General features: G+C 65.5%; 22 protein-coding genes and 4 tRNA genes. 2 read left to right on the plus strand and 24 right to left on the minus strand.

Annotated features, from left to right (window positions below):
- Positions 1-17: 17 nt before the first annotated feature.
- The 16 genes from secF to GUY23_RS10585 form a co-directional block, all read right to left on the minus strand.
- Positions 18-1,034 carry a protein translocase subunit SecF gene (gene secF, locus GUY23_RS10510; RefSeq protein WP_166972137.1) on the minus strand — a complete coding sequence of 339 codons (1,017 nt, stop codon included), beginning with the start codon at positions 1,032-1,034 and terminating at the stop codon, positions 18-20.
- Positions 1,031-3,316 (minus strand): protein translocase subunit SecD, encoded by a 2,286-nt coding sequence (secD, locus tag GUY23_RS10515; RefSeq protein WP_228282206.1) that lies wholly within the window; start codon positions 3,314-3,316, stop codon positions 1,031-1,033. The genes secF and secD overlap by 4 nt, the downstream gene beginning before the upstream one ends.
- Positions 3,317-3,354: 38 nt before the next feature.
- Positions 3,355-3,969, minus strand: coding sequence for a preprotein translocase subunit YajC (locus GUY23_RS10520; RefSeq protein WP_228282208.1), 615 nt, complete (start codon positions 3,967-3,969; stop codon positions 3,355-3,357).
- 81 nt (positions 3,970-4,050) lie between these two features.
- Positions 4,051-5,073 carry a Holliday junction branch migration DNA helicase RuvB gene (gene ruvB, locus GUY23_RS10525; protein ID WP_407647390.1) on the minus strand — a complete coding sequence of 341 codons (1,023 nt, stop codon included), beginning with the start codon at positions 5,071-5,073 and terminating at the stop codon, positions 4,051-4,053.
- A gap of 68 nt (positions 5,074-5,141) precedes the next feature.
- Positions 5,142-5,738, minus strand: a complete 597-nt coding sequence (gene ruvA / locus GUY23_RS10530) for a Holliday junction branch migration protein RuvA (RefSeq protein WP_166972139.1) — start codon at positions 5,736-5,738, stop codon at positions 5,142-5,144.
- Positions 5,739-5,820: 82 nt separating this feature from the next.
- Positions 5,821-6,417: a crossover junction endodeoxyribonuclease RuvC gene (gene ruvC / locus GUY23_RS10535; RefSeq protein WP_166972141.1), complete on the minus strand. Its 597-nt coding sequence runs from the start codon at positions 6,415-6,417 to the stop codon at positions 5,821-5,823.
- Positions 6,417-7,169: a YebC/PmpR family DNA-binding transcriptional regulator gene (locus tag GUY23_RS10540; RefSeq protein WP_166972143.1), complete on the minus strand. Its 753-nt coding sequence runs from the start codon at positions 7,167-7,169 to the stop codon at positions 6,417-6,419. The genes ruvC and GUY23_RS10540 overlap by 1 nt, the downstream gene beginning before the upstream one ends.
- Positions 7,170-7,270: 101 nt before the next feature.
- The gene (locus GUY23_RS10545; protein WP_166972145.1) at positions 7,271-7,750 is read right to left on the minus strand and encodes an NUDIX hydrolase; all 480 of its coding nucleotides are present in this window, start codon (positions 7,748-7,750) and stop codon (positions 7,271-7,273) included.
- A gap of 198 nt (positions 7,751-7,948) precedes the next feature.
- Entirely contained in the window at positions 7,949-10,018 is a 2,070-nt protein-coding gene (locus GUY23_RS10550) for a S9 family peptidase (protein WP_166972147.1), read from the minus strand.
- The gene (locus GUY23_RS10555) at positions 10,015-10,617 is read right to left on the minus strand and encodes an HIT family protein (protein ID WP_166972149.1); all 603 of its coding nucleotides are present in this window, start codon (positions 10,615-10,617) and stop codon (positions 10,015-10,017) included. Before GUY23_RS10555 ends, GUY23_RS10550 begins: the two co-directional genes overlap by 4 nt.
- Positions 10,614-12,623, minus strand: a complete 2,010-nt coding sequence (gene thrS / locus GUY23_RS10560) for a threonine--tRNA ligase (protein WP_166972151.1) — start codon at positions 12,621-12,623, stop codon at positions 10,614-10,616. Before thrS ends, GUY23_RS10555 begins: the two co-directional genes overlap by 4 nt.
- A gap of 206 nt (positions 12,624-12,829) precedes the next feature.
- Positions 12,830-14,191, minus strand: coding sequence for a DUF4190 domain-containing protein (locus tag GUY23_RS10565; RefSeq protein ID WP_166972152.1), 1,362 nt, complete (start codon positions 14,189-14,191; stop codon positions 12,830-12,832).
- 350 nt (positions 14,192-14,541) lie between these two features.
- Positions 14,542-14,613 (minus strand) — tRNA-Val (locus GUY23_RS10570).
- A gap of 37 nt (positions 14,614-14,650) precedes the next feature.
- Positions 14,651-14,722, minus strand: a tRNA-Val gene (locus tag GUY23_RS10575).
- 31 nt (positions 14,723-14,753) lie between these two features.
- Positions 14,754-14,824, minus strand: a tRNA-Cys gene (locus tag GUY23_RS10580).
- A gap of 26 nt (positions 14,825-14,850) precedes the next feature.
- Positions 14,851-14,923 (minus strand) — tRNA-Gly (locus GUY23_RS10585).
- A 136-nt stretch (positions 14,924-15,059) separates the two neighbouring features.
- On the opposite strand from GUY23_RS10585, the gene GUY23_RS10590 reads away from it, so the two are divergent.
- The gene (locus tag GUY23_RS10590; RefSeq protein WP_228282213.1) at positions 15,060-15,536 is read left to right on the plus strand and encodes a TIGR02611 family protein; all 477 of its coding nucleotides are present in this window, start codon (positions 15,060-15,062) and stop codon (positions 15,534-15,536) included.
- A gap of 157 nt (positions 15,537-15,693) precedes the next feature.
- Here the strand turns inward: GUY23_RS10590 and zapE are convergent, their stop codons facing one another.
- The 8 genes from zapE to hrcA form a co-directional block, all read right to left on the minus strand.
- On the minus strand, positions 15,694-16,701 hold the full coding sequence (zapE, locus tag GUY23_RS10595; RefSeq protein WP_166972154.1) for a cell division protein ZapE: 1,008 nt from the start codon (positions 16,699-16,701) through the stop codon (positions 15,694-15,696).
- Between the two features lie 95 nt (positions 16,702-16,796).
- Positions 16,797-17,738, minus strand: coding sequence for a GTPase Era (gene era / locus GUY23_RS10600; protein WP_166972156.1), 942 nt, complete (start codon positions 17,736-17,738; stop codon positions 16,797-16,799).
- Position 17,739: 1 nt separating this feature from the next.
- Positions 17,740-19,089, minus strand: a complete 1,350-nt coding sequence (locus GUY23_RS10605; RefSeq protein WP_166972158.1) for a hemolysin family protein — start codon at positions 19,087-19,089, stop codon at positions 17,740-17,742.
- Positions 19,090-19,091: 2 nt separating this feature from the next.
- Positions 19,092-19,580, minus strand: a complete 489-nt coding sequence (gene ybeY, locus GUY23_RS10610) for an rRNA maturation RNase YbeY (protein WP_166972160.1) — start codon at positions 19,578-19,580, stop codon at positions 19,092-19,094.
- A complete protein-coding gene (locus tag GUY23_RS10615) occupies positions 19,577-20,587 on the minus strand; it encodes a PhoH family protein (RefSeq protein ID WP_166972162.1) in 1,011 nt (336 codons plus the stop codon). The genes ybeY and GUY23_RS10615 overlap by 4 nt, the downstream gene beginning before the upstream one ends.
- Before the next feature lie 97 nt (positions 20,588-20,684).
- Positions 20,685-21,494: a 16S rRNA (uracil(1498)-N(3))-methyltransferase gene (locus GUY23_RS10620; protein WP_166972164.1), complete on the minus strand. Its 810-nt coding sequence runs from the start codon at positions 21,492-21,494 to the stop codon at positions 20,685-20,687.
- The gene (dnaJ, locus tag GUY23_RS10625; protein WP_166972166.1) at positions 21,491-22,609 is read right to left on the minus strand and encodes a molecular chaperone DnaJ; all 1,119 of its coding nucleotides are present in this window, start codon (positions 22,607-22,609) and stop codon (positions 21,491-21,493) included. Before dnaJ ends, GUY23_RS10620 begins: the two co-directional genes overlap by 4 nt.
- Positions 22,610-22,684: 75 nt before the next feature.
- Positions 22,685-23,737 (minus strand): heat-inducible transcriptional repressor HrcA, encoded by a 1,053-nt coding sequence (gene hrcA, locus GUY23_RS10630; RefSeq protein ID WP_166972167.1) that lies wholly within the window; start codon positions 23,735-23,737, stop codon positions 22,685-22,687.
- 194 nt (positions 23,738-23,931) lie between these two features.
- Between hrcA and GUY23_RS10635 the strand changes: the two genes are divergently transcribed.
- A complete protein-coding gene (locus GUY23_RS10635) occupies positions 23,932-24,798 on the plus strand; it encodes a DUF3097 domain-containing protein (protein WP_166972169.1) in 867 nt (288 codons plus the stop codon).
- The last annotated feature ends 42 nt before the right edge of the window (positions 24,799-24,840 follow it).

The raw sequence follows: 24,840 nt of genomic DNA on the forward strand, positions 1-24,840 counted from the left end.
CATCTCCTCTCTGCGGGTCAGACTTCGGCGTGAATCACCGGTGGGACGTCTGCTTCCCCGTTCCTCAAGCGTAGTTCACGCACGGCCTCTTCCTGCTCCTTGACGGCCGGTTCGTTGGCACGGAGCAGAGCGTAGAGCGGGCTGGCGACGAACAGGGTCGACGACGCTGCCACAATCATACCGATGAACAGGGACAACGAGATGTCGATGAGCGTTCCCGCATTGAGCGCCAGCGCACCGATGAAGAGGATCGACGCCACAGGCAGCACGGACACCACGGTCGTGTTGATCGAGCGCACGGTCGTCTGATTGACGCCGAGGTTGACGAGTTCGGAGAACTTGAGATTGCGTTTGTCCTTGAACCGGGCCGTGTTCTCGCGGATCTTGTCGAAGACGACGACCGTGTCATAGAGCGAGAAGCTCAAGACGGTGAGGAAGCCGATGATCGCTTCGGGTGTGACCTCGATGCCGGTGGCCGAGTAGATGCCCATGGTCACGATCATGACGACGACGAGTCCGATGATCGCAGCCAGCGACATCTTCCACGTGCGGAAGTACAGCGCCATGACGATCATCGCGATCGCCACGAAGATCACGAGCGCGCGGACCATCTTCTCGGTGACGTCCTGGCCCCATTCGGGGCCGACGAAAGTCGAGGTGACGTCTGCAGTCTCGACGTCATAGCCGTCGACGAGGGCCTCGCGGACCTGCTGCATCTGGTCGTCCGAGAGCTGGTTCGTCTCGATCTGCACCGCGGTGTCCCCGGTCGGCGTCAGCCTCGGTTCGGAACCCGAGACGGCATCGTTGACGATGTCCTCTCCCTTGGGCGCCGAGGTGTCGCTGACGTGGTCGATCTGGAACTGCGAACCGCCCTTGAAGGCGATGCCGAAGTTGAATCCGGCGATGAGGGGCACGAGCAGGGACAGGATCGCGAGGACCCCGGCGATGCTCAGCCACAGCTTCGCCTTGCCGACGAAGGGGATCGAGGTCTCACCGTTGTGGAGGCGGTTGCCCCAGGCAAAGAACCGTTTCACTTGTCTGCCTCCTTGCCCTCTTCGGCCGCCTTCTTCTCGGCGGCGCGTCGGGCCGCCTTCCGTTCGGCGATCGATCCGCCGTTGAGCCGGGACTGCGCAGCCGTCTCATTCGCCGAGGCGGTCGGGCCGTCGGACTCGGATGTGTCCTCGGTCGAGGACTCGGCAGCCGAATCGTCCTCGGACTCCTCGGCCTGCTTCCCACGCTTGCGTTCGGCAATCGTCGTCCCCGCGGCAGCCGCCCCGGCGGTCGACCCACGCTTCTTCGTCTTCTTCGCCGGTTTCGCATCCGCAGTCGTACTCGTCTCGGCCGATGTGTCGTCGGCGGTGAGTCCGGCCTTGCGCAGGCGCGCCTTCTCCCGTCGCCTGGCCTCCGGGGACTTGTCACTGTCGTCGATGGACAGTCCGAGTGCCCCGCGATAGGCGGCAGGTTTGACGCCGAGGAGCCTGGGATCCATACCCGAGAGGGGATGCCCCTCGCCGAAGAACTTCGTCCGGGCGAGGACCTCGAGCATCGGGTGCGTGAAGAGGAAGACGACGATGACGTCGACGACCACGGCCAGGCCGAAGGTGAACGCGAATCCGCGCACCGAGCCGACGGCCAGGATGTAGAGGATGATCGCGGCAAGCATGTTCACGCCCTTCGAGGCGTAGATGGTGCGCTTGGCCCGATCCCAACCGACTTCGACCGCCGAGAGCAGATTGCGGCCGCTGCGCAGTTCGTCTCTGACGCGTTCGAAGTAGACGATGAACGAGTCCGCGGCCATGCCGATGCCGATGATGATACCGGCGAGGCCGGCCAACGAGAGCCGGTAGCCGTATCTCCACGACGACAGGAGCAGCAGCAGATAGGTCAGCACGCCGACGACCACGAGGCTCGATACCGTGACGAGGCCGAGCACCCGGTACTGCAGCAGCGAGTAGATGACGACGAGGATGAGGCCCGCAAGACCGGTGAAGATGCCGATCTGCAGGTAGTTCGAGCCCAGAGTCGGTGAGATCTGCTCTTCGCTCTGGACCTGGAAGCTCAGCGGCAGAGAACCGTTCTTGAGCTGATCGGCCAGGGTCTGCGCCGAGTCCAGGGTGAAGTTTCCTGAGATCTCCGCGTTGCCGTCGGTGATCGTGGCGTTCGACGTCGGTGCGGAGAGAACAAGACCGTCGAGTTCGATGGCGAACTGGTTGTACGGCTGCTGCTTTCCGGTGATGTCCGCGGTGATCTGCTTGAAGATCTCTCGACCAGTGGAGTCGAAGGACAGGTTGACCGCGGGCTGGTTGGTCTGGACGCCATTGGCTCCCGCGGCGTAGCCGGCGCTGGCGTCGGCGAGGTGGTCGCCGGAGAGTTCGACGGGACCGAGGATGTACTTCGCCTGGCCGTCTTCGGAACATGCGACAACCGGCTCGTCGGCCGGCTGCTGCTGGCCGCCGGTGCGGTTCTTCTTGTTCGTGCAGTCGAGCTCGCTGTACTTCTTGATGATCGACTCGGTCTGCCATTCGCTGGCGTCCTTCTCCGGGTCGAACAGTGGCCGAGGGGTCGAGTCGGTGACCTTCGTGTCGTCGCTCGATCCGCTGCCCTCGGTCTTCTCCGAAGCGGGTTCGCTCGCCGATCCCGAGGACTCCTCGCCCGTCGATGACTTCTTGTCCGCATCCTTCGCCGAGGTGGTTCCGCCCGGCTTGGCGACCTCGCCGCCGCCGGACGGAGCCTGGTCCTGTCCCTGCGCGTCGCCCTCAGAGTCCTGCGCGTCGCCCTGCGACCCGGAGTCGCCACCGGTGAGGTCTTCGATGCGCTTGCGCTCTTCGTCGCTCAGTCCGTCATCGGAACCTGAGGAATCGCCTGAGTCGCTGCTCTCGCCGCTCTTCTCCTGCTCCTTCTGGATCTGCTCCTGGGAACGCGGGTCTCCGACGAGTGCGACCCGTCGGAAGACGAGCTGTGCCGACGAACGCACGAGGTTGCGGGTCTCCTCATCGGGGTTGCCCGGGAGGTTGACGACGATGTTGCGATCACCCTGCGTCGTGATCTCCGCTTCCGAGACACCGGTGGAGTCGACGCGCTGGCGAATGATCGCCACGGCCTGGTCGAGCTGCTCCTTGCTGATGTCCGTATCCTTCGACACCTGCGGTTCGAGGATGATCGATGTTCCGCCTTCGAGGTCGAGGGCGAGTTTGGGACTCGCCGTGGCATTCGACCAGATGACGCCCGCAGCGATGACGCCGGCGAGGACGAGGGTGACGATCACCAGCCACAGGAAGCGCAGACCAGGGCGTGGCTTTTCTTCGATATCGGACACGTTTCAGCTTTCGATCGGGAGCAGAGTGCGCGGTCGGATCAGTTCTTCTTGTCGGTGTCCGACTCGGTCGAATCGGCCTCGTCGACGTCCGAATCGATCTCGGCGGCGTCATCGGCTCCGTCGGCCTCGGCAACGGACTCGTCGACGACAGTGGAGTCAGCATCGACAGCGGAGTCGACATCGGTCGGCTCGACTGCCGAGTCGGCCGATTCGGCGACGTCTGTGCTCTCGGAATCGGCGTCGGAGTCCTTTTCGGCACGCTTGCGAGCGTTCATGGCGTCGAGTTCGGCGTCGGTGATCGCCGGCTTCTCGCCATCGGTCTCCGCTGCGGACGTCTCGGCAGCAGAGGTATCGGCGGCAGGGGCGTCGGCAACGGGTGCATCGACGGCAGTCGCTGCCTCGGGGTTGTCGATCTGGCCGATCGCCTGACGGTGGACGCGCAGAACCGTGCCGGGACCCGATTCGATGGTCACCTGGTTGTTCTCCTCATCGATCGAGAGGACCGTACCGAAGACACCGAAGGTCGTCATCACGGTCGCGCCGGGCACGAGGCCCGATTTGATCTGCTCCGCACGCGCTTTCTGCTTACGCCGAGAATTGAACAGGAAAAAGATCAGCAGCGCGGCAAGCGCAAGAGGGATCAGCAAATCCACAGATATCAGCCTTTCATAGGAATGAACCAGTGATCCAGCTTAGTGCGTCCTCACTGCCCATGGCGAACTCAATTGCCGGGTTCAGTACTCATAGTTTGCTGGGATCTGCATTTCCAGGTGCTTCCAGGCGGCCGTAGTTGCCACTCGCCCCCGTGGAGTGCGACTGATGAGCCCCTCCCGCACGAGGTAGGGCTCGGACACGGTTTCGACGGTATCGGCCTCTTCCCCGACGGAGACCGCGAGAGTTCCCAGGCCCACCGGTCCCCCGCCGAAGCGTTTGCACAGCACATGCAGGACCGAGCGGTCGAGGCGGTCGAGGCCGAGCGCGTCGACTTCGTAGACCTCCAACGCGTTGACGGCGGCGTCGAGGTCGATGACGCCGCTGCCGCGCACCTGGGCCCAGTCGCGGACTCGGCGGAGCAGCCGGTTGGCGATGCGCGGGGTGCCGCGGGAGCGGGTGGAGATCTCTTTGAGCCCGGCAGGTTCGGCATCGATGCCGAGCATGCGTGCCGAACGGTGGAGCACGGTGAGCAGATCGGCGCTCGAGTAGAAGTCGAGCAGCGCGGTGAAGCCGAAGCGATCGCGCAGCGGTGCCGGCAGCAGACCGGAGCGGGTGGTGGCCCCGACGAGGGTGAACTGCGGCAGGTCGAGCGGGATCGCGGTGGCGCCGGGACCCTTGCCGACGATGACGTCGACGCGGAAGTCCTCCATCGCCACGTAGAGCATCTCCTCGGCAGCTCGGGCCATCCGGTGGATCTCGTCGATGAAGAGGACTTCGCCCTCCTCGAGGGAGGAGAGGATCGCCGCGAGGTCGCCGGCGTGCTGCACGGCGGGGCCGGAGGTCACGCGCAGGCTCGAGTTCATCTCGTGGGCGATGATCATCGCCAGGGTGGTCTTGCCGAGCCCGGGAGGCCCGGAGAGCAGAACGTGGTCGGGTGCCTTCTGCCTGGCCTTCGCAGCATCGAGGACGAGGGAGAGCTGCTCGCGCACCTGCGGCTGGCCGATGAAGTCGGCCAGGCCCTTCGGACGCAGCGCCGCCTCGGCGTCACGTTCGGCGGTTTCGGCACGACCGGAGACGAGTCGGTCGCGTTCGGCGCCGGTCATCGCCTGATCACCGAAGTCCATCTCATAGGACTCGGCGTCGAACTCACCTGCGTGCTCGGGTCCGGAGGTCATCTGCGAGCTCCCAGGACCTTGAGCGCGGCCTTGAGGATGACGGACGTGCCGGCCTCAGCTCCGGTCTCCTTGACGACCTCGGCCACGACCTCCTCGGCTTGGGCTTCCTTCCAGCCGAGTCCGACGAGGGCATCGACGACCTGCTGGTTCCCGCCGCCGAAGGACAGAGTCGGTCCGGGTGTGGAGGCGGAGAGCTTCGGCAGCTTGTTCTCGAGTTCGAGGATGATCCGCGAGGCGCCCTTCTTTCCGATTCCCGGCACCTTGGTCAGGGCGTTCGCATCCTGCGAGGCGATCGCCGCGGAGAGCTCGTCGGGTCCCATCACCGACAGGATGGCCATCGCCAGTCGGGGGCCGATTCCGGAGATGGACAGGAGGACTTCGAAGGTGTGGTTCTCGTCCTCGGTGGCGAACCCGTAGAGGGTCAGCGAGTCCTCACGGACCACGAGGCTGGTGACGAGTTCGATCTCCGCTCCGTGGCGGGTGTGCGTGAGGGTGTCCGGGGTGACGTGGACCTTGCGGCCGACGCCGTATGTGAGGACGACGAGGTGGTCAGCTGCGATCCGATGCGCCGTACCGCTGAGGAAACTGATCACGAACTGCCTTTCGAGTGGGAACACGTGTACGAATACACCCTAGCAGGAGCACCATGTCCCGCCGGGTGCGGCACGCCCGCGGCTAGGTGGCTCGGCGCATCGCCTCGGCCCACTGCTGTTGGGCCTTCGTCAGCCCCGATCCTTCCCGACCGGCGGATTTGCGCTGGGTGAGGTCCTTGTTCCGTCCAGGGGTGGATTGAGCCGACAGCGCCCCTCTCCAGGAGTGGCAGATGGCGATCGCCAGGGCGTCGGCGGCATCGGCGGGCTTCGGCGGTGCGTCGAGTCCGAGGATCCGCGTGACCATCGTCGTCACCTGCTTCTTGTCGGCACGCCCGGAGCCGGTGATCGCAGCCTTGACCTCCGAGGGGGTGTGCATGGCCACGGGCAGTCCGCGGCGGGCGGCCAGCCCCATCGTCAGCCCCGAGACCTGGGCGGTGCCCATGATCGTCGAGACGTCGTTGCGAGCGAAGACCCGCTCGATGGCGACCATGTCCGGACGGTAGTCGTCCAGCCAGGTGTCGAACGCCTCGGCGATGGCACCGAGGCGGAGGTCGACGGAATCCGCAGACGGGGTCCGCAGGACGTCGACGGCGACCATCGTCGCCTTCCGCGCGGGCAGGGTGTCGATGACACCCAGCCCGCAGCGGGTCAGGCCGGGGTCAACGCCGAGGATGCGCATCAGGCATCGAGTTCGGCGAGGACCTCGTCGCTGACGTCGGCGTTCGAGTACACGTTCTGGACTTCGTCGCTGTCCTCGAGTGCGTCGATGAGGTTGAAGACCTTCTGCGCGGTCGCCGCGTCAAGGCTGACCTCGAGCTCTGGGACGAACGAGGCCTCGGCAGAGTCGTAGTCGATTCCGGCGTCGACGAGGGCCGTACGCACGGCGACGAGGTCGGTGGCCTCGCAGATGATCTCGAACTTGTCGCCCGATTCCTTGACCTCTTCGGCGCCGGCGTCCATCGTCGCCAGCAGCACGGCCTCTTCGTCGGTCTCCTCCGCATTGACGGTGATGACGCCCTTGCGGTTGAAGTTGTACGTCACCGATCCCGGATCGGCCATCGAGCCGCCGTTGCGGGTCACGGCCACGCGCACTTCGGAGGCCGCACGATTGCGGTTGTCCGTGAGGCATTCGATGAGCAGTGCCACGCCGCCCTGGGCGTAGCCTTCGTACATGATCGTCTCGTAGTTGACTGCCGAGCCGTCGAGTCCGCCGCCGCGCTTGACCGCGCGGGTGATGTTGTCGGCGGGAACCGAGTTCTTCTTCGCCTTCTGGATCGCATCGAAGAGCGTCGGGTTGCCGTCGGGATCAGGTCCACCGTTGCGAGCGGCAACCTCGATGTTCTTGATCAGCTTGGCAAAGAGTTTGCCGCGCTTGGCATCGATGGCAGCTTTCTTGTGTTTAGTCGTTGCCCATTTGGAATGACCTGACACTGGTGTTCCTTCCTGTAGTTCAGCCTCTCAAGTCTATATGTTCGCAGAGGCTCTCCGCTCCCTGCCCGTCGTCGCCGGCGGCTGCCGGGGATCGTGGGCGCTCAGTCGATGACCAGCGGAACCTCGGGCACGGAGCCCGTGGTGGCCAGATCGATGAGGCTGAGCAGGTTCTTCGGGTAGATCGTCTCCGTCGTCGACATCAGGTCCTCGCGCGACCACCAGCGGAATTCGAGGAGACTGCGCTTCTCGATGTCCGTCCATACCGCGTCCTCGAGTTCGATGTCCTCGGACGTGCGGAAGGCGAAGTAGGTCTCGAGCTGCCGCAGCTTCTTCTCGGTGAACTCGAAGACTTCGTCGCGTGTGGCCAAGGGGCCGATGAGTTCGTGTGGTTCGCATTCGATCCCGGTCTCTTCGGCGAGTTCGCGGGCGGCGGTCTGTGCAGCGGATTCGCCGAGTTCGGAACCGCCGCCGCACGTCATCCACCACTGGTGGCTGGGCGTGAGCAGGTCCTGGGCTCGAATCAGGAGAACCTCGTCGCGCTCATTGAGTAATACGACCCGTGAGGCTTTACGAGGTTTCATGGTTCTCCAGTGGTCGGGGGCGAGGGGAGGCAAGTGTTTGCAGAATAGTGATGCTGGGGGTTTTCGGCAAGAGCCCGAAGAGGGCCCAGAGAACGATATCGGCATCGTGGTCGTCCGTCCAAGTCGGGAAGGCTCTCGAACGGAGACGCACAGTGGGGTCGGTTGATCGCCATGGCGGCGCTGAGGGTGTTCATGACCTCAGTCGGTGGGTGCGGAGCCTGCAGTACCGGGGGCAGCACCCTCGCCCGCAGCGCCCTCGCCCGCAGCGGTATCGTCCGGGTCGGTCTCTGCGCCGGAGAGATGTCGGTCCCACCAGTCGAGGATCGCTTCGAAGCGCTGGCGGCGATGGCGAGGCTGCCCGGACCGGGAGAGTTCATGGTTCTCTCCGGGGAAGACGAGCATCTCGGTCTCCACGCCGGCGCGCTGCAGAGCCGCATAGTACTGCTGGGCCTGTTCGAAGGGGCAGCGCAGGTCGAGTTCCGAATGCATCACCAGAGTCGGTGTTCCCACCTGGTCGGCATGTGCCAGCGGCGACTGCCGCTCGATCGCTGCCTGGCTGCGGCTCGTGTACTCCTCGGTGAAGAAGCGCCCGATGTCCGAGGTGCCCACGAAGCTCACGGGATCGAGGTATCCGCGTTCGACGATGGCGGCACGGAAGCGGTGATCCGCGGCGATGGTCATCGCCGTGAGGTAGCCGCCGTAGGATCCGCCCTGGATGCCGAGTCGGTCGGCGTCGAGGTCCGGATTCGTCTCCAGTGCGTGGTCGAGTACGGCGAGCACGTCGGCCATCGCCGGAGCCGCCATATCACCCTGCACGGCGGTCCCCCAGCTGCGGGTGCGGCCGCCCGAGCCGCGCGGATTCGAATACACGACGGCGTATCCCGCCGAGGTGAGCACCTGCGTCTCGTCGAACCAGGAGTGGGCGTACTGCGCGAAGGGTCCGCCGTGGATGTTGAGGATGACAGGGAACGGCCCCTCCCCCTCCGGCTTCGCCAGCCAGCCGGTGATCGTGCCGCCCTCGCCGGGCACGCGCAGCACCTCGGGCAGCACGGAGTTCGCCGGCGCAGGATGCTGCAGGTCGATGACGGGGACTCCCGCCGCCGAGGTGGCGCCGAGGTCGACACGTCCGAACACTGCCGGGGACTCCGGGGTGGACCCGGTGAAGACGAGGGTGCCGGCATCTGTGCCGGCACCGTCGTCAGCGGCTGTCTCGAAGCCGGCAACGTCGAAGCCGGTGACGACGGTCGTGTCATCGCTGAGGAACGTCAGTTCGTCGAGGCCGAGCCCCTCGGCCCCGAGGTCGATGCGCACGAGCCTGGATGCCCCGTCGGCGTCGACGACGGCGATCGCCTCTCCCCCGCTGATCTGCGGGCGGATCGGAGCAAGGGCCACGGTCTCCGGATCGGTCAGCCGCCTCGTCGATCCGGTGTGGAGGTCGTGGACGAAGAGTCCGGGCATCTGCCCGACGAAGTCGAGTTCGTCGCGGTCCAGGGTGTTGCCGAGCAGCAGCACGGTGTCCTCGTCGATCCACACGTGCAGGCTCACGTCCATCGACGGCAGGTCGAGCGGGCGGGACTCCTCGCGGCCGAGCAGCCACACGGTGCTGCGCAGGTCGGGCTGACCGCGATCGGGCTCGACTGCGCTGATCACGCTCGCCCAATGTCCGCCCGGGGAGAACTGAGGGTCGTGGACGTCGGACTCCGGGGTCCGCAGCAGGGTCGAGAGCGGCACTTCTCCCGCACCCCGCAGCCCGGCCTTCCCGAGTCCGGGCTCGGCGAGGTCAACGAGGAACGCCCGTGAGGGGCGGTCGGTGGTGTAGCCGAGGCCGTTGGCGAGGTAAGTCGAGGACGAAATCCGTCGCGGAGCCTCCTCGGCGGCGGGGATGTCGTCATCAGAGCCGTAGCGACCGGGTTCGGCCACCCGTGCGGTGTAGAGGGCGCGGCCCCCGGCATCGTCGAGGGCGAATTCGGACACGCCGAGGTGATTGTCCGTGATCTGATGTGCCGACTCCAGAGTGGGGCCGGCGAAGAGCTGAGCGGGGGCCTTCTTCTCCGCCCCGAGGTAGCCCGACCAGTTCCGCCCCACCTGCGGCGCGGAGTCGTTCCACGCGTGGGTGAGCCGGCGGGAGCCATTCTCGGTGAGCGCGAACAGCTGTGACAGGTAGGTGTTCGACTCGAGGTCGGGGCGGCGGATCGTGATGACGGCCTCATCGCCGCGCAGCACGGGGGTCGAGTACTCGGCGAGGGTGTCGAGGTCTTCGGGATTCATCGATTCCATTCTTTCGACAGGCGTGCCTGCACATCGGCGTGCACTTGCGGCAGGGCCTTGGTCTGGGCGATCACGGGCAGGAAGTTCGAGTCTCCGCCCCAGCGTGGGACGACGTGCTGGTGCAGGTGAGCGGCGATGCCGGCGCCCGCGACGGGACCCTGGTTCATTCCCAGGTTGAATCCGTGGGGTCCGGACACGGCACGGATGACGCGCATCGCCTTCTGGGTGAAGTGGGCGACTTCGATCGTCTCGTCCTCGCTCAGCTCGGTGTAGTCGGCCACGTGGCGGTACGGGCAGATGAGCAGGTGGCCCGGGTTGTACGGGTAGAGGTTGAGGACCGCATACACGGTCTCACCGCGGGCGACGATGAGCCCTTCGGCATCATCCTTGCCGGGAGCGGTGCAGAACGGGCATTCCTCCTCGCCGTCGTCCTTCGGTTTGTCCTGACCGTCGATGTAGACCATCCGGTGCGGGGTCCACAGACGTTGGAAGCCGTCGGGTTCGCCGGGGAACCCGGCGGCCGCCTCGGGGAAGGGGATCCCTTCGCCGAGGCTGCCGCCGGATTGGTCCTGTGCCGTCGGGTCAGCGTCCTGGCTCATACCTGGGCCTTGGTCTCGATCGCGTCGAGGATTCGGCGCACTGCCTCGGCGACGGGCACTCCGTTGTCCTGCTCACCCGAGCGGAAGCGGAAGGACACGGCACCGGCATCGCGGTCCTCGCCGCCGGCGATGAGGGTGAAGGGCACCTTCGACTTCGAGGCGTTGCGGATCTTCTTCGGGAAACGGTCGTCGCTGTCGTCGATCTCGACCCGGACACCTGCCTTGCGCAGCTGGTCGGCCACCTCGGCGAGGTAGTCGTTGAACTCCTCGGCCACGGGGATGCAGGTGACCTGGACCGGGGCCAGCCAGACGGGGAACGCTCCGGCGTAGTGCTCGGTGAGCACGCCGAGGAAGCGTTCGATGGATCCGAACTTCGCCGAGTGGATCATCACCGGTTGCTTTCTTGTTCCGTCGGCGGCGACGTATTCGAGGCCGAAGCGCTCGGGCTGGTTGAAGTCGAGCTGGACGGTCGACATCTGCCAGGTGCGGCCGATGGCGTCGCGAGCCTGGACGGAGATCTTCGGGCCGTAGAAGGCGGCGCCGCCGGGGTCGGGAACGAGTTCGAGCCCGGTCTCCTGGGCCACCTCTTCGAGGACCTGGGTGGCTTCGGCCCACTGTTCATCGGAGCCGATGAATTTGTCGGCCTTCTTCCCGTCCTCGTCGCGGGTGGAGAGTTCGAGGTAGAAGTCGTCGAGGCCGAAGTCGCGCAGCAGGCTGAGCACGAAGTTCAGCAGATGGCGGATCTCCTTGGCCGCATCCTCCTGGGCGACGTAGGAGTGAGAGTCGTCCTGGGTCAGGGCGCGGACGCGGGTGAGGCCGTGGATGACGCCGGAGGCCTCGTCGCGATAGACGGTGCCGAACTCGAAGAGCCGCAGCGGAAGGTCACGGTAGGACCGGCCGCGGGAGCGGTAGATGAGGTTGTGCATCGGGCAGTTCATCGCCTTGAGGCGGTACGGGGTGCCCTCCTTGACGATCTCGCCGGTCTCCTCGTCGCGGACCTCGTCGACGGACATCGGCGGGAACATGTTCTCGCCGTAGTAAGGCAGGTGGCCCGAGGTGTAGTAGAGGGTCTCCTTCGAGATGTGCGGGGTGCCGACGTATTCGAAGCCCTCGTCGATGTGGCGGGCGCGGACGTAGTCCTCCATCTCCCGCTTGATCACACCGCCCTTGGGGTGGAAGACGGGCAGGCCGGAGCCGAGCTCTTCGGGGAAGGAGAACAGGTCCATCTCCGCACCGAGCTTGCGGTGGTCGCGGCGTTCGGCTTCGGCGATGCGATCCTGGTAGGCCTTGAGGTCGTCCTTGCTGGCCCATGCGGTGCCGTAGACGCGCTGCAGGCTGGCGTTGGCCTGGTCTCCGCGCCAGTAGGCCGAAGAGGCGCGGGTGACGGCGAAGCCGTTGCCGATGAGTTTGGTGTTGGGCAGGTGGGGTCCGCGGCAGAGGTCCTGCCACACGACTTCGCCTTTGCGGTCGACGTTCTCGTACACGGTGAGTTCGCCGCTGCCGACCTCGACGGAGGATTCGTCGTCGGAGCCCTTGCCTTTGTCGTCGATGAGTTCGAGTTTGTAGGGCTCATTCGCCATGCGCTCACGGGCTTCGTCCTCGGTGACGACGACGCGGTTGAAGGTCTGGCCGGCCTTGACGATCTGGGCGGCCTTCTTCTGGATCGCTTTGAGATCCTCAGGGGTGAAGGGCTCGGCAGCATCGAAGTCGAAGTAGTAGCCGTCGGTGATGTAGGGGCCGATCCCGAGCTTCGTGCCGGGGAAGAGCTCCTGGACGGCTTGGGCGGTGACGTGCCCGGTCGAATGGCGGAGGATGTCGAGTCCGGCGTCGGAGTCGATGGTGATCGGTGCGATTCGGTCGCCGGGCTGCAGCTCGCGGCTGAGGTCGGCGGGTTCGCCGCCGAGCCACATCGCAACGACCGTGCGGTCGGAGGAGAAGATCTCCGTTCCGGTCAGCCCCTCTTTCCAAGGGATGCTTTCGCCCGCGCAGTCGATGCTGTCTGCCACTGATCTTCTCCGTTCGTTGAGTCTTCGTTCGAGTGCGTCCTGAACCAGGACGTCCCGCCATCAGAGTCTAGTACCAATTCGGCGGGGCCAAATCAGTTGGGTGGCAGTCAGTCGACTGCCACCCAACTGTGTTCATCGAGGTGTTCTGCGGATGCCGGTTCAGCCTCGCGTCATGCGCATTCAGCGCGTGCGAAGAGTGCTTCGCGTCACTGCTTCTTCCACTCGAAGTCCGTGCCGCTGCCGTAGTCCTCGTTCAGTTTGAGCTGGACGTGCATGGCGTCGATATCGGACGACTCGACGGCGAAGGCGAACTCGTAGGTCTTCTCGCCTCCGGCGGGGACAGGATCGGCGAAGGCGAGCGAACCGCGGTAGTTCGAGCCGTCGAACACATCGTCGTAGTCCTTGCTGCCGCCGTTGTTCGCGTTCAGATCGGACAGGGTCAGGTCGACGTCTTCGCTCGAATTGTTCTTGACGGTCATGGTGACCACGGCGATCTGGCCGTTCGTCGAGTCCGCACCCGTGGCGCTCGAATCTGCGGTGCCCGGTTTGACCGAAACAGTGGCAGTGAGATCGTCGCCGATCGTGACGTCGCTGCCTTGTGCGGGGGCAGGCTCTCCACCGTCGGAGCTGCCGGAGCCCTCGCTCGGGTCCTGGGCCGGGTCCTGGCCGGCACCCTGGCTGGGATCTGCCGGTGCCGACGAGCTGGCTGCCTCGTCGGCGGCCTTGAAGATGAACGCACCGAACATGATCGTCGCCACGATCACGATGATCGAGATGATGACTGAGACGGCGCCGAGGATGATGCCGGTGATGTTGAGGCCCTTGTTGCTGGCCAGGCCCTTCTTGACCGCGGAGAGTCCGACGAAGCCGAAGATGATCGCAGCGATGCCGAAGAGTGCGCCGCCGCCGAAGACGAAGGCGCCGAGGATGCCGACGATGCCGCCGATGAGGGCGAGGATGCCCCAGATGTTCTTCGAGGTGTTGCCGCCGGAGCCCGAAGGGTACTGGCTGTAGGCCGCGTTCGGGTTGGCTGGGATGAACTGATCGGAGGACCCGTCAGCTCCCGCGTAGGCCGGCTGTTGACCGTACTGGTTGGCATCGTACTGCGCGCTCGCGTCGTACGGATTCTGACCGTACTGACCCTGCCCGTACTGGTTCTGATTCTGGCCGTAGGGGTCCTGGTTCTGGTTCTGCCCGTACTGCGGCTGGGAGCCATACTGGTTCTGATCCTGACCACCGGCGTTCTGACCGTACTGCGGCTGCGAGCCGTACTGGTTCTGATCCTGACCACCGGCATTCTGACCGTACTGCGGCTGAGAACCGTACTGGTTCTGATCGTTCGACGCACCGTACTGCGGAGGCTGTTGCCCGTATCCCTGCGAACCGTCGTTGCCGCCCTGGCCGTAGTTCGGCTGCTGCGGCTGGGAACCGTACTGGGGAGGCTGCTCTCCCTGGTTCTGGTCGCCGCCCTGGCCGGGGGCGCTCGGCTGGCTGTTGGGGTTCTGGCCGTTCGGGTTGTTGCCGCCCGAACCGTCGCCCGAACCGTACGGGTTCTGAGGAGTAGACATAGGTGCTCCGAAGTCATCGTCGTTAGGTACAACGCCTAGCGTACTAGCAATCGGGCTTACTTCCGCATGCTTTTCACGTTCCAGACCTGCAACAGCGCTGCCACATGGCGACGACCGGACCGTTCACCTTCAGGCTCTGCTCGCAGCGCAAGTGTTCGGCGGCACCGCCCGAGCGTGCCCAAATCGTCGTTCAAGCCGCAGCGCACTTGTGGAACGGAGCTCCGGTCGACAAGTGCGCTCCGCCTTGAACGAGCTTCCGACGGCTCGACAAGTGCGCTCCGCCTTGAACGAGCCTGCACAACGGGCAGACATGCACGAAGCCCCGAGTGCATCACTCGGGGCTTCTCCTGTGCGCGATACTGGGATCGAACCAGTGACCTCTTCCGTGTCAGGGAAGCGCGCTACCGCTGCGCCAATCGCGCTCTATTCTTTTGTTGCACCGGAACCGTGAAGTCCCTGTGCGCGATACTGGGATCGAACCAGTGACCTCTTCCGTGTGAAGGAAGCGCGCTACCGCTGCGCCAATCGCGCTGATTGATCGACATTTCTGTCAATCCATCCGAGGTGGCGACGGGATTCGAACCCGTGTATACGGCTTTGCAGGCCGCTGCCTCGCCTCTCGGCCACGCCACCGCCAAGGCAGTGCCATGACGCCTCCGAGCGGATGACGGGACTCGAACCCGCGACCCTCACCTTGGCAAGGTGATGCTCTACCAACTGAGCCACATCCGCATTTCTCGCTGCTCGGTTTCCCTCGCAACGAGATACAACTCTATACGCAGGTGACGGCATACGCAAAATCGGAATCGGGTGATCGTCGTCACAGGCGCTGATCAAGCTTTCAGGGTCGCCATCCTATAGTGGTTGGGTGCACCCCGATCCCCAGTCCAGCCGCCCCAACGGGTGGTTCTCGCGCCATCATCGGCAAGGCCCCCGACCGTGGCGGAAGCTGCGGCTGGGCTTCCTGCGCTGGCGGCAGACGGTGCTGGCGAATCCGCACACGGCTCGCCTCTATCGGACCATCGTCGGCGGCCTGGGCACCCTCATCGTCCTCATCGGCCTCATGCTCGTCCCCCTGCCCGGTCCTGGCTGGCTCATCGTCATCATCGGGCTGTTCATCATCTCGAGCGAGTTCCAGTGGGCACGCAGACTGCTTCATTTCGTGCGGGTGAACGTCGAGAAGTGGACACGCTGGATCATGGCCCAGCGGCTCTGGGTCCGCTGGACGATCGGTGCGCTCACCGCGGCCTTCGTCGCGGTCGTCGTCTGGGGTGCGCTCAAGCTGACCGGTCTGCCCGATTGGGTGCCGGATCTGCCCATCTTCGAACTGCTCAGCCTGCGCTGAAGTCCTCTCCCCGCCACGTCGACGCTGATGGGCGCGAAGAACTCACGTGGTGAATGCGCAGCGCCCGCCGCACCGGGAGTCGGTGCAGCGGGCGTGAAACATCAGTGCCGCCTCCTGTGTAAGCCGCTCATCCCTCAGGGCGACGTCGACGAGTGGCTCAGGACGACAGCGCGGTGAGCCGGGACAGGCAGCGCAAGTACTTCTTCTTGTAGCCGCCGGCCAGCGACTCCTCGGTGAAGACCTTGTCGAGCGGGACACCGGAGTTGATGATGTGGACGTTGCGGTCGTAGAGCCGGTCGACGAGTGCGACGAAACGCAGCGCCACGCTCTCGTTCTCGATGGTCACCACGTTCTCCCACACCGCATTGTCGATGCCGTCGACCATACGCCCGTAGCGCGACGGATGAACGGACGAGAGGTGGTTGACGAGCTCGGAGAAGTCATCGCGGGCGATGACACCGCCGAGTTCCGCCGCAGCCGCATCGAGTTCGTCGGCAGACAGCGGATCCGCCGGGGAGCTCAGGGCGCGGTGGCGATAGTCCTGACCATCGATGCGATAGACCTCGAACTGGTCGGCCAGGGCCTGGATCTCGCGGAGGAAGTCCTGAGCGGCGAAGCGCCCCTCCCCCAACGATCCGGGCAGAGTATTCGACGTGGCGATGATCTTCACTCCCGCGTCGGTGAGTTCCCGCATGAGCCGAGACATGAGCACGGTGTCGCCGGGATCGTCGAGTTCGAACTCATCGACGCACACGAGCTTCATCTTCGACAGGTCGTCGCGGGCCCGGGCGAAGCCGAGGGCACCGACGAGGTTCGTGTATTCGACGAAGGTGCCGAAGGTGGCAGGCTTCTCATTGGCATGCCACGCCGAGGCCAGGAGGTGGGTCTTGCCGACGCCGTATCCGCCGTCGAGGTAGACGCCCTTCGGACCGGACTTCCCCTTCGAGAAGAGTCTGCCGAAGAAGCCCGGCGAGTTCGACTGTGAGGTGAACTGTTCGAGCTTGGCCCGCGCCTCAGCCTGGGACGGTTCGGCCGGGTCGGTGCGGTAGCTGTCGAAGGACACGTCCTCGAACTGCGGAGGCGGGACGAGACCTGCGATGAGCTCTTCGGGGGCAACCTGTGGGGATCGATCGCTCAGGGCGACCAGAGTCTGCTCGGCATTCACTCGGCCTAGTCTATGGCAGTGATCAGCCGCCGCTTCAACTCGCACCCTGTGACGGTCGCCTCAGACAGAGGCACGAACGGCCCCTCCGCCGCCCCTCAGTTCCGGTTGAAGTCGAAGCCGAGGCGACCGAGCTGTTTGGGGTCCCGCTGCCAGTCCTTGGCGACCTTGACGTGCAGGTCGAGGTAGACCTTCGTGCCGAGCAGCCGTTCGATGCCCTGCCTCGATTCGGATCCGATGGCCTTGAGCCTGCTGCCGCCCTTGCCGATGATGATCGCCTTCTGGCTGGGGCGTTCGACGTAGAGGTTGACGTGGACGTTCCACAGCGGGTTGTCCTCGCTGCGCCCCTCCCGCGGGTACATCTCCTCGACCTGCACGGCCAGGGAATGCGGCAGTTCGTCGCGAACGCCCTCGAGGGCGGCTTCGCGGACGAGTTCGGCGATCATCATCTCTTCGGGTTCGTCGGTGAGGTCACCGTCCGGGTAGAGCGGAGGTGAGACGGGCAGATGACCGGCCAACACCGAATCGACGGTCTCGACCTGGAAGCCCTCTGCTGCAGAGACGGGGACGACATCGGCGAAGTCGGCGAGCTCACCAACGGCCAGCAGAGCCTCGGCGACCTTGTCCTTGGGGACGAGATCGACCTTCGTCACCAGCGCCACGATCGGCGTGCGGCCGTCGAGGAGCTCGAGCTGGGAGGCGATGTAGCGGTCACCGGGACCGATCGGCTCATCCGCGGGCAGGCAGAAGCCGATGACGTCGACCTCGCTGAGCGTCATCGCCACGAGGTCGTTCAGGCGCGATCCCAGCAGGGTCCGCGGCTTGTGCAGGCCCGGGGTGTCGATGAGGATGAGCTGGTGGTCATCGCGATGGACGATGCCGCGGATGGTGTGCCTGGTCGTCTGCGGCTTCGCCGAGGTGATCGCGACCTTCTCCCCCACCAGGGCGTTCGTCAGGGTCGACTTGCCGGTGTTCGGCCGGCCGACGAAGCAGGCGAATCCGGCCTTGTAGTCCTCGGGGTAGTCCGTGCGGAATTCCATCTCAGTCCTCTTCCTTCGTGTGACCGGCCTTCACACTGAATCCGCTCGGTCCTGGTCGGCCGGCTCCGGCGGCGCCGACGATGCGGGGGTCCTGCTGGTCGTCGTCCACGCGGGTGACCCGCACATGGGTGATCCGGTGGCGTCGGCCCTGCCCTTCCATCGCTTCGATGTTGAGTCCCTCGATGCTCGCATGCGAACCGTCGATGGGCACCCGGTCGATGAGCTTCGAGAGCAGTCCGCCGACGCTGTTGACATCGTCTTCGTCGATGCGCACGTCGAAGTATTCGGCGAAGTCCGAGATCGACATCCGGGTGCTGATGACGAACGTGCCGTCCGGTTCGGCGACGAGTTCGTCGTCGCCGCTGTCGTATTCGTCCTCGATCTCGCCGACGATCTCTTCGACGATGTCCTCGATGGTCACGAGCCCGGCAGTGCCGCCGTATTCGTCGATGAGGATCGCCAGGTGCGTCGAATCCAGCTGCATCTGCCGCAGCAGATCATCCGCGGGCTTCGTCTCGGGTACGAACAGCACGCTGCGGGCGAGGTTGCCGATCGGTCGGTCTGCGTCCTCCGGATGCAGGTGGAGGCGGCGGGCCACGTCCTTGAGGTAGGCGACCCCGCGGACGTCGTCGAGGTCCTCCCCGCACACGGGGATGCGGGAGAACCCGGAGCGGAAGAACAGGTTGAGCGTCTTCTGCAGTCCCACCTCGGCGTCGACGGTGATGAGGTCCGTACGTGGAACCATGACCTCGTTCGCCGAAGTGTCCGAGAGGTTGAACACGGATTGGATCATGTCGCGCTCGCCGTCTTCGATGATATCCGATTCGCTGGCCCGCTCGACGAGGTCGCGCAGCTGTTCCGAGGTGACGAACGGCCCGTCCTTGTAGACCTTGTCCGGGGTCAGCAGGTTGCCGAGGACGACGAGGATCCGTGTCAGGGGTTTGAGGACGACGAGGACGATGCGCACGACCCAACTGAGGTTGAGGCACACGGCCAGGGAACGGCGTTTGCCGATCGTGCGCGGGGAGACGCCGGCGATGATGAAGACCGCCACCGAGGCGGTGAGCACCGTGAGGAAGACCATGAGCGGTCCCACGGAATACGTGGAGTCATAGGCCAGGGCGATGAAGACCGTGGCCAGCGCCTCGAGGAAGTTGCGGACGAAGATGATGACGTTGATGTTCGTCGGCAGGTCGGCGAGGATCCTCTCCACTCGCACCGCTGCCCGGCTGCCTTCCTCCTTCGCCTCCTCCACCGCATGGTGGGAGACGGTGAGCAGGGCCGCGTCGACGGCGGAGAGGATCGCAGCGATGACCAGACACAGGGCCGCTCCGAGGAAGTAGGCGAACATGCTCAGACCTCGGTGGGGGTGGGAATGTCGGTGCGGCCGTCGTAGCGGGCGGCGAAGAAGGTCAGCAGCAGATGCCGCTGGAGTGCGAACATCTCCTCACGCTCTTCGTCCTCGCCGTGGTCGTAGCCGAGCAGGTGGAGGAATCCGTGCACGGTCAGCAGCAGGATCTCGTCCATCGTCGAATGCCCGGCCGTCTCCGCCTGGGTGCGGGCCACCTCGGGGCAGATGATGATGTCACCCATCTGGCCTTCGGTGGGACGATCGGGCTCACCCTGGTGGAGCTGGTCCATCGGGAAGGACATCACGTCGGTCGGCCCTTCGAGGTCCATCCAGTTCACGTGGAGTTCGGACATGGTCTCGGCGTCGACCATGGTCACGGCCAGCTCGGCACCCGCGTGCATGTGCAGGGCCTCGCCTAAGTATTCGGTCAGTGCCACGACCTCGTCGAGGTCGACCTCGGCATCGGTCTCATTGAGCAGCTCGGTGTTCATTCGGCACTCCCCCACAGGTCGTAGGCCTCGACGATCTTCGTCACCAGCGAATGCCTGACGACGTCCTTGCTGCCGAGTTCGCAGAACTGCAGGTCCTCGATCCCGGTGAGGATGTCGCGGACGACCTTGAGGCCGCTGCGGGTCTTGCCCGGCAGGTCGATCTGCGAGATGTCGCCGGTGACGACCATGCGGGAGCCGAATCCCAGCCGGGTGAGGAACATCTTCATCTGCTCGGCGGTGGTGTTCTGCGCTTCGTCGAGGATGATGAAGGCATCGTTGAGGGTCCGCCCGCGCATGTACGCCAGCGGTGCGACCTCGATCGTGCCGGTCTCGATGAGCAGCGGGATGGATTCGGGGTCGACCATGTCGTGGAGCGCATCGTAGAGGGGGCGCACATAGGGGTCGATCTTCTCGTTGAGTGTGCCCGGCAGGTAGCCCAGCGATTCGCCGGCCTCGACGGCGGGCCGGGTGAGGATGATCCGCGAGACCTCTTTGTGCTGGAGGGCGTTGACAGCCATCGCCATGGCCAGGTAGGTCTTGCCGGTGCCGGCGGGACCGATGCCGAAGGTGATCGTGTGGTTGCGGATGGCCTTGACGTAGTCGTGCTGGCCCATCGTCTTCGGCCGGATCGACTTGCCCCGTGTGGACAGGATGTTCGTGCCCAAAACCGCCGAGGCCGCCGCTCCTTCCGAGGAAAACGATGTGACGCGCTCGATCGTCTCCTCGTTGATGCGGTGACCTGCCGCGTGGAGCTTCTTGAGCTCTCCGATCACGCCGACGAAGGCCTCGAGGCGCTTCGGATCGCCGGCGGCTTGGACCTGATTGGCGCGGACGTGGATATCGAGGTCGCTGAACGTCTTCTCCAGCACACGCAGGTTCGCCTCGCCGGGTCCGAAGAATTCGACGAGGTCGATGGAGTCGGGGATGACGAGGCGGACGCTGTCGTTGCCGGATGCTCCGGCAGCTGCGCCGTCGCCGACGGGTGCCTGCTCGTCGGTGGTGTTCACAGAATTCGTGGTGGGGGTGATGTCCAGAATGTTCCTTCGCGTGCGGGGCCGCCGTCTCAGACGGCACCTGTGTGTGCTTCTATCGTAGTCGCTCGGCTCACCAACGGCCCAATGAATTCTGGGCCATGACGAGGCCGGCCGATCCGGCCGAGGAGGAGCGCAGGATGGTGGGCCCGAGCAGGACCGGCTGTGCGCCGATGCCGGTGAGGGCTTCGAGTTCGCCGTCGCTGATGCCGCCTTCGGGGCCGACGATGAGGACGATGCGTTCGGGTGTGCTGCCGGAGCCGGGGCCGGCCGCGGGATCGGGGCCGCTGGTCGCCGCGGCATCGTCGCCACCGTGTCCGAGTTCGGCAAGTGCCGCGGAGAGTCGCTTCTGCGCGGTCTCGTGGAGGACGAACACCGCATCCGATTCGCTCAGCTGCCGCGTCAGGGAGGTCCCGCGGACGAGTTCGTGCAGTCGGGGGAAGCGGGAGCGCCGCGCCTGCAGGGAGGCCGCGTGCAGCAGGTGCTGCCACTTCGCCGCCATCTTCTCCCGCTTCTTCGCCGGCCAATCGGCGATCGAGCGTTCCGCGGCCCAGGGGATGACCTCGTCGACGCCGATCTCTGTGGCCGCTTCGATGGCCTGGAGGTCCCGGTCGCCCTTCGCCAGGGCCTGGACGAGGACGAGTCGGGGATGGGGTTCGTCCTCATGCGTCACCGCGGTGATGTCGAGGTCCATGCCCATCGCCGAGGCGGCCGTGACCTGACCGCGGGCGCGCGTGCCCTCACCGTCGACGATCTCGATGTGCTCGCCGGGTCCGATCCGACGCACCCGCACCGCATGCCCGGCGACGCCCTCACCGACGGTGAGAACTGTGCCGGGCACCGCCTCGGCGGCGGCAGCGGTGTGGAAGACGGGCAGGCTCACCGACCGGCGAACCTCTCACGCATGCGGGAGAACATGCCGGACTTCTCGGTGGTGATCTGGGCCCGTGGGGCCTGTTCACCGCGCAGTTCGGCGAGCTTTTCGAACAGTTCGCGCTGTTCGTCGTCGAGCTTGTCCGGCGTGTGCACGTCGACGGTGATGAGCAGGTCGCCGCGGGTCTCCGAGCGCAGGCGGGAGGCGCCGAGGCCGGAGAGTTTGACGACCGTGCCCGACTGGGTGCCGGGAGCGATGCTGAGGTCCTGAGTGCCGTCGAAGGTCTCGAACGGAATGGTCGCGCCGAGGGCGGCGGCCGTCATCGGCACGGACACCGTGGCGCGGAGGTTGTCGCCGTCGCGCTGGAACACCTCGTGGCGGGTGACCATGACCTCGACGAAGAGGTCGCCGGCGGGTCCGCCGCCGGGGCCGACCTCGCCCTGACTGGAAAGCTGGATGCGGGTTCCGTCGGAGACGCCGGCGGGGATGCGGATCTTCATCGTCCGCTGCTTGCGCACCCGCCCGTCGCCCTGGCAGTTGAGGCAGGGGTTGGGGATGACGGTGCCGAAGCCGTGGCAGGAGTTGCAGGTCTGGTTCGTGACCATCTGCCCGAGCAGGGTCCGAGTCATCCGCTGGACGCTGCCGGCTCCGTGGCACAGGCTGCAGGTCTCGACCGAGGTGCCTTCCTGGGTGCCGGCACCCGAGCAGGTCTCACACACCACGGCGGTGGTCACGTCGAGGTCGACGGTGCCGCCGAAGGCCGCGGTCTTGAGGTCGATGTTGACGCCGACGAGGGCGTCCTTGCCGCGCTGGGTGCGTGGGATCGGGCCGCCGGCCTGTCCGCCGCCACCGCCGAAGAAGGTCTCGAAGATGTCTCCGAACCCGCCGAATCCGCCGCCACCGGGGAATCCGCCCTGGCCGTTCTCTCCGCCGCCCATGTCGTAGTTGCGGCGCTTCTCCGGATCGGAGAGCACATCGTAGGCCAGCGAGATGGCCTTGAATTCGTCTTCGTGGCCGGGATTGACGTCCGGGTGGTACTTGCGTGCCAGCTTCCGGTACGACGACTTGATCTCAGCCGCGGAAGCATCCTTGGACACTCCGAGTGTTTCATAGTGATCGGCCACAGAAACTTCTCTCTCCCTGGTGGTGTGTGTTCTTCGTGGTGACGGGCCCGGAGCCCGGTTCGGTGCGGTGTCGGCTCATCCTCGATCGAGCAGCGAGGACACGTACTTCGCCACTGCCCTGACGGCCGAGATCGTTGTCGGGTAGTCCATCCGCGTCGGTCCCAGCACCGCGAGGCGGGCCGAGGAACCTGCGTCATGACCATATTCGGCGGCCACGACCGATGTCGAACTGAACGATTCGTGAGTGTTCTCACGTCCGATGCGCACGCTGATCTCCTCTTGGTCCTCAGCCATCGAGGTCAGCAGTCTGAGCAGCACGACCTGTTCCTCGAAGGCCTCGAGGATCGGGGCCATCTGCTCTCCGAATTCGCGTCCGGACCGGGCGAGGTTCGCGGTGCCCGCCATGATGAGGCGGTCCTCTCGGGTCGCGGCGACGAGGTCGGCGACTGCTGCGCGGATCTTCTCCACCTCGGCGTTGCCGGACTCGACGGCGTCTGCGGGGGCAGCCTCGGTGCCGGTCGGCGTCGGTGACGAAGTGCCAGCCTCGGCCATGACGCGGGAGAGCTTCTTGCCGGAGAACTCGACGTTGATCCGGTCGCGCAGCGCACGCACCCCGTCGTCGTCGAGTCCCTGTGTCACGGTCACGGTCTTCTGCTCGACCTGACCGGCGTCGGTGATGAGGACGACGAGGACGCGATTCGGTGCGAGCCCGACGATCTCGATGTGTTTGATCCGGGCCAGGGACACCGTCGGGTACTGGATCAGGGCGACCTGGTGGGTCAGGCCCGAGAGCACCCGCACGGTGCGGTCGAGCATCTCATCGAGTTCGACGTCGCCGTCGATGAGCTGGAAGATCGCGCGCCGTTCGGCCTGGGTGAGCGGTTTGAACTCGTCGATGCGGTCGACGAACATCCGATAGCCGAGGTCGGTGGGGATCCGACCGGCGGAGGTGTGAGGCTGGGCGATGTAGCCGTCCTGCTCGAGCTGGGCCATGTCGTTGCGGATCGTCGCTGGGGACACCCCGAGCGTGTGTCGCTGCACGATGGCCTTCGAACCGACGGGTTCGTTCGTGGCGACGAAGTCCTCGACGATGGCGCGCAGCACCTGCGCTCTCCTGCTGTCGTTCATCGCTGACCTCCCCACACTTTTGGCACTCGTTAGCACTGAGTGCCAATTCTACGCTTCTTGTCAGTCGATTTCATGTCTGGGGGTGTGCCGTCCGGCACGCGTCCAGTGTGTCCGTCCGGCACGCCTCGGGAGTCCGTCGTCCGGCACGCCTCGGTGGGGCGCCGGGATTATTCGCCGCCTGCCCATTATCGTGGGTGAGCGTGAATGCTTTCGATCGCTACGGACCCGACGTCCTCTCCGGCAGCTCCCCCTCCTCGCACCGACCGAAGAAGTCCCGACCCGTCGAACTCGGGCTCGGGATGGTGCTCGAAGACGCCATGAGCGGGTACGTCGGCGCGGTGGTCGGGGCCGAGAAGACCACCGCGGGAGTCGTCGTCAACCTCGAGGATCGAGCCGGGAAAGTGCGCGCCTTTCCGCTGGGGCCGGGGTTCCTGCTCGAGGGCCAGCCTGTCGACGTCCGCCTGCCCGCGAAGAAGAAGCCGACCACGCCGGGCCGTACCGCTTCGGGATCGCGTGCGGTCGAAGGGGCGAAGGCCCGCGTGGCCCTCGGTTCCCGGATCTGGGTGGAGGGCAAGCACGATGCAGAGCTCGTCGAGAAGATCTGGGGCGACGATCTGCGCATCGAGGGCGTCGTCGTCGAACCGCTGGGCGGTCTCGATGATGTCGCCGACAAGCTCGCGGCCTTCGGCCCCGACAAGGATCACCGAGTGGGGGTCCTCGCCGATCATCTGGTGACCGGGACGAAGGAATCGAAGATCGCCGAGGCGGTGCGTGCCGACCCCCGCTACCGCGACGTCGTCCACATCATCGGCCACCCGTATGTCGACATCTGGCAGGCGGTCAAACCACATGTGGTCGGAATCAGGGAGTGGCCGGTCGTACCCCGCGGGGAGGATTGGAAGACCGGGATCCTGCGGCGCATCGGCTGGCCGCATGCCGATCATCGCGATGTCGCCCGGGGGTGGGTGCGGATCCTCGGGAAGGTGAGCACGATCGCCGATGTCGAATCGACTCTGTCCGGACGCGTCGAGGAGCTCATCGACTTCGTCACCGTCGGCTGAGACGTGTTGCTCAGACGTGTTGCCGAGTTGGAACACGATCGG

Origin of the sequence: Brevibacterium atlanticum, assembly GCF_011617245.1 — a bacterium.
Taxonomy (GTDB): domain Bacteria; phylum Actinomycetota; class Actinomycetes; order Actinomycetales; family Brevibacteriaceae; genus Brevibacterium; species Brevibacterium atlanticum.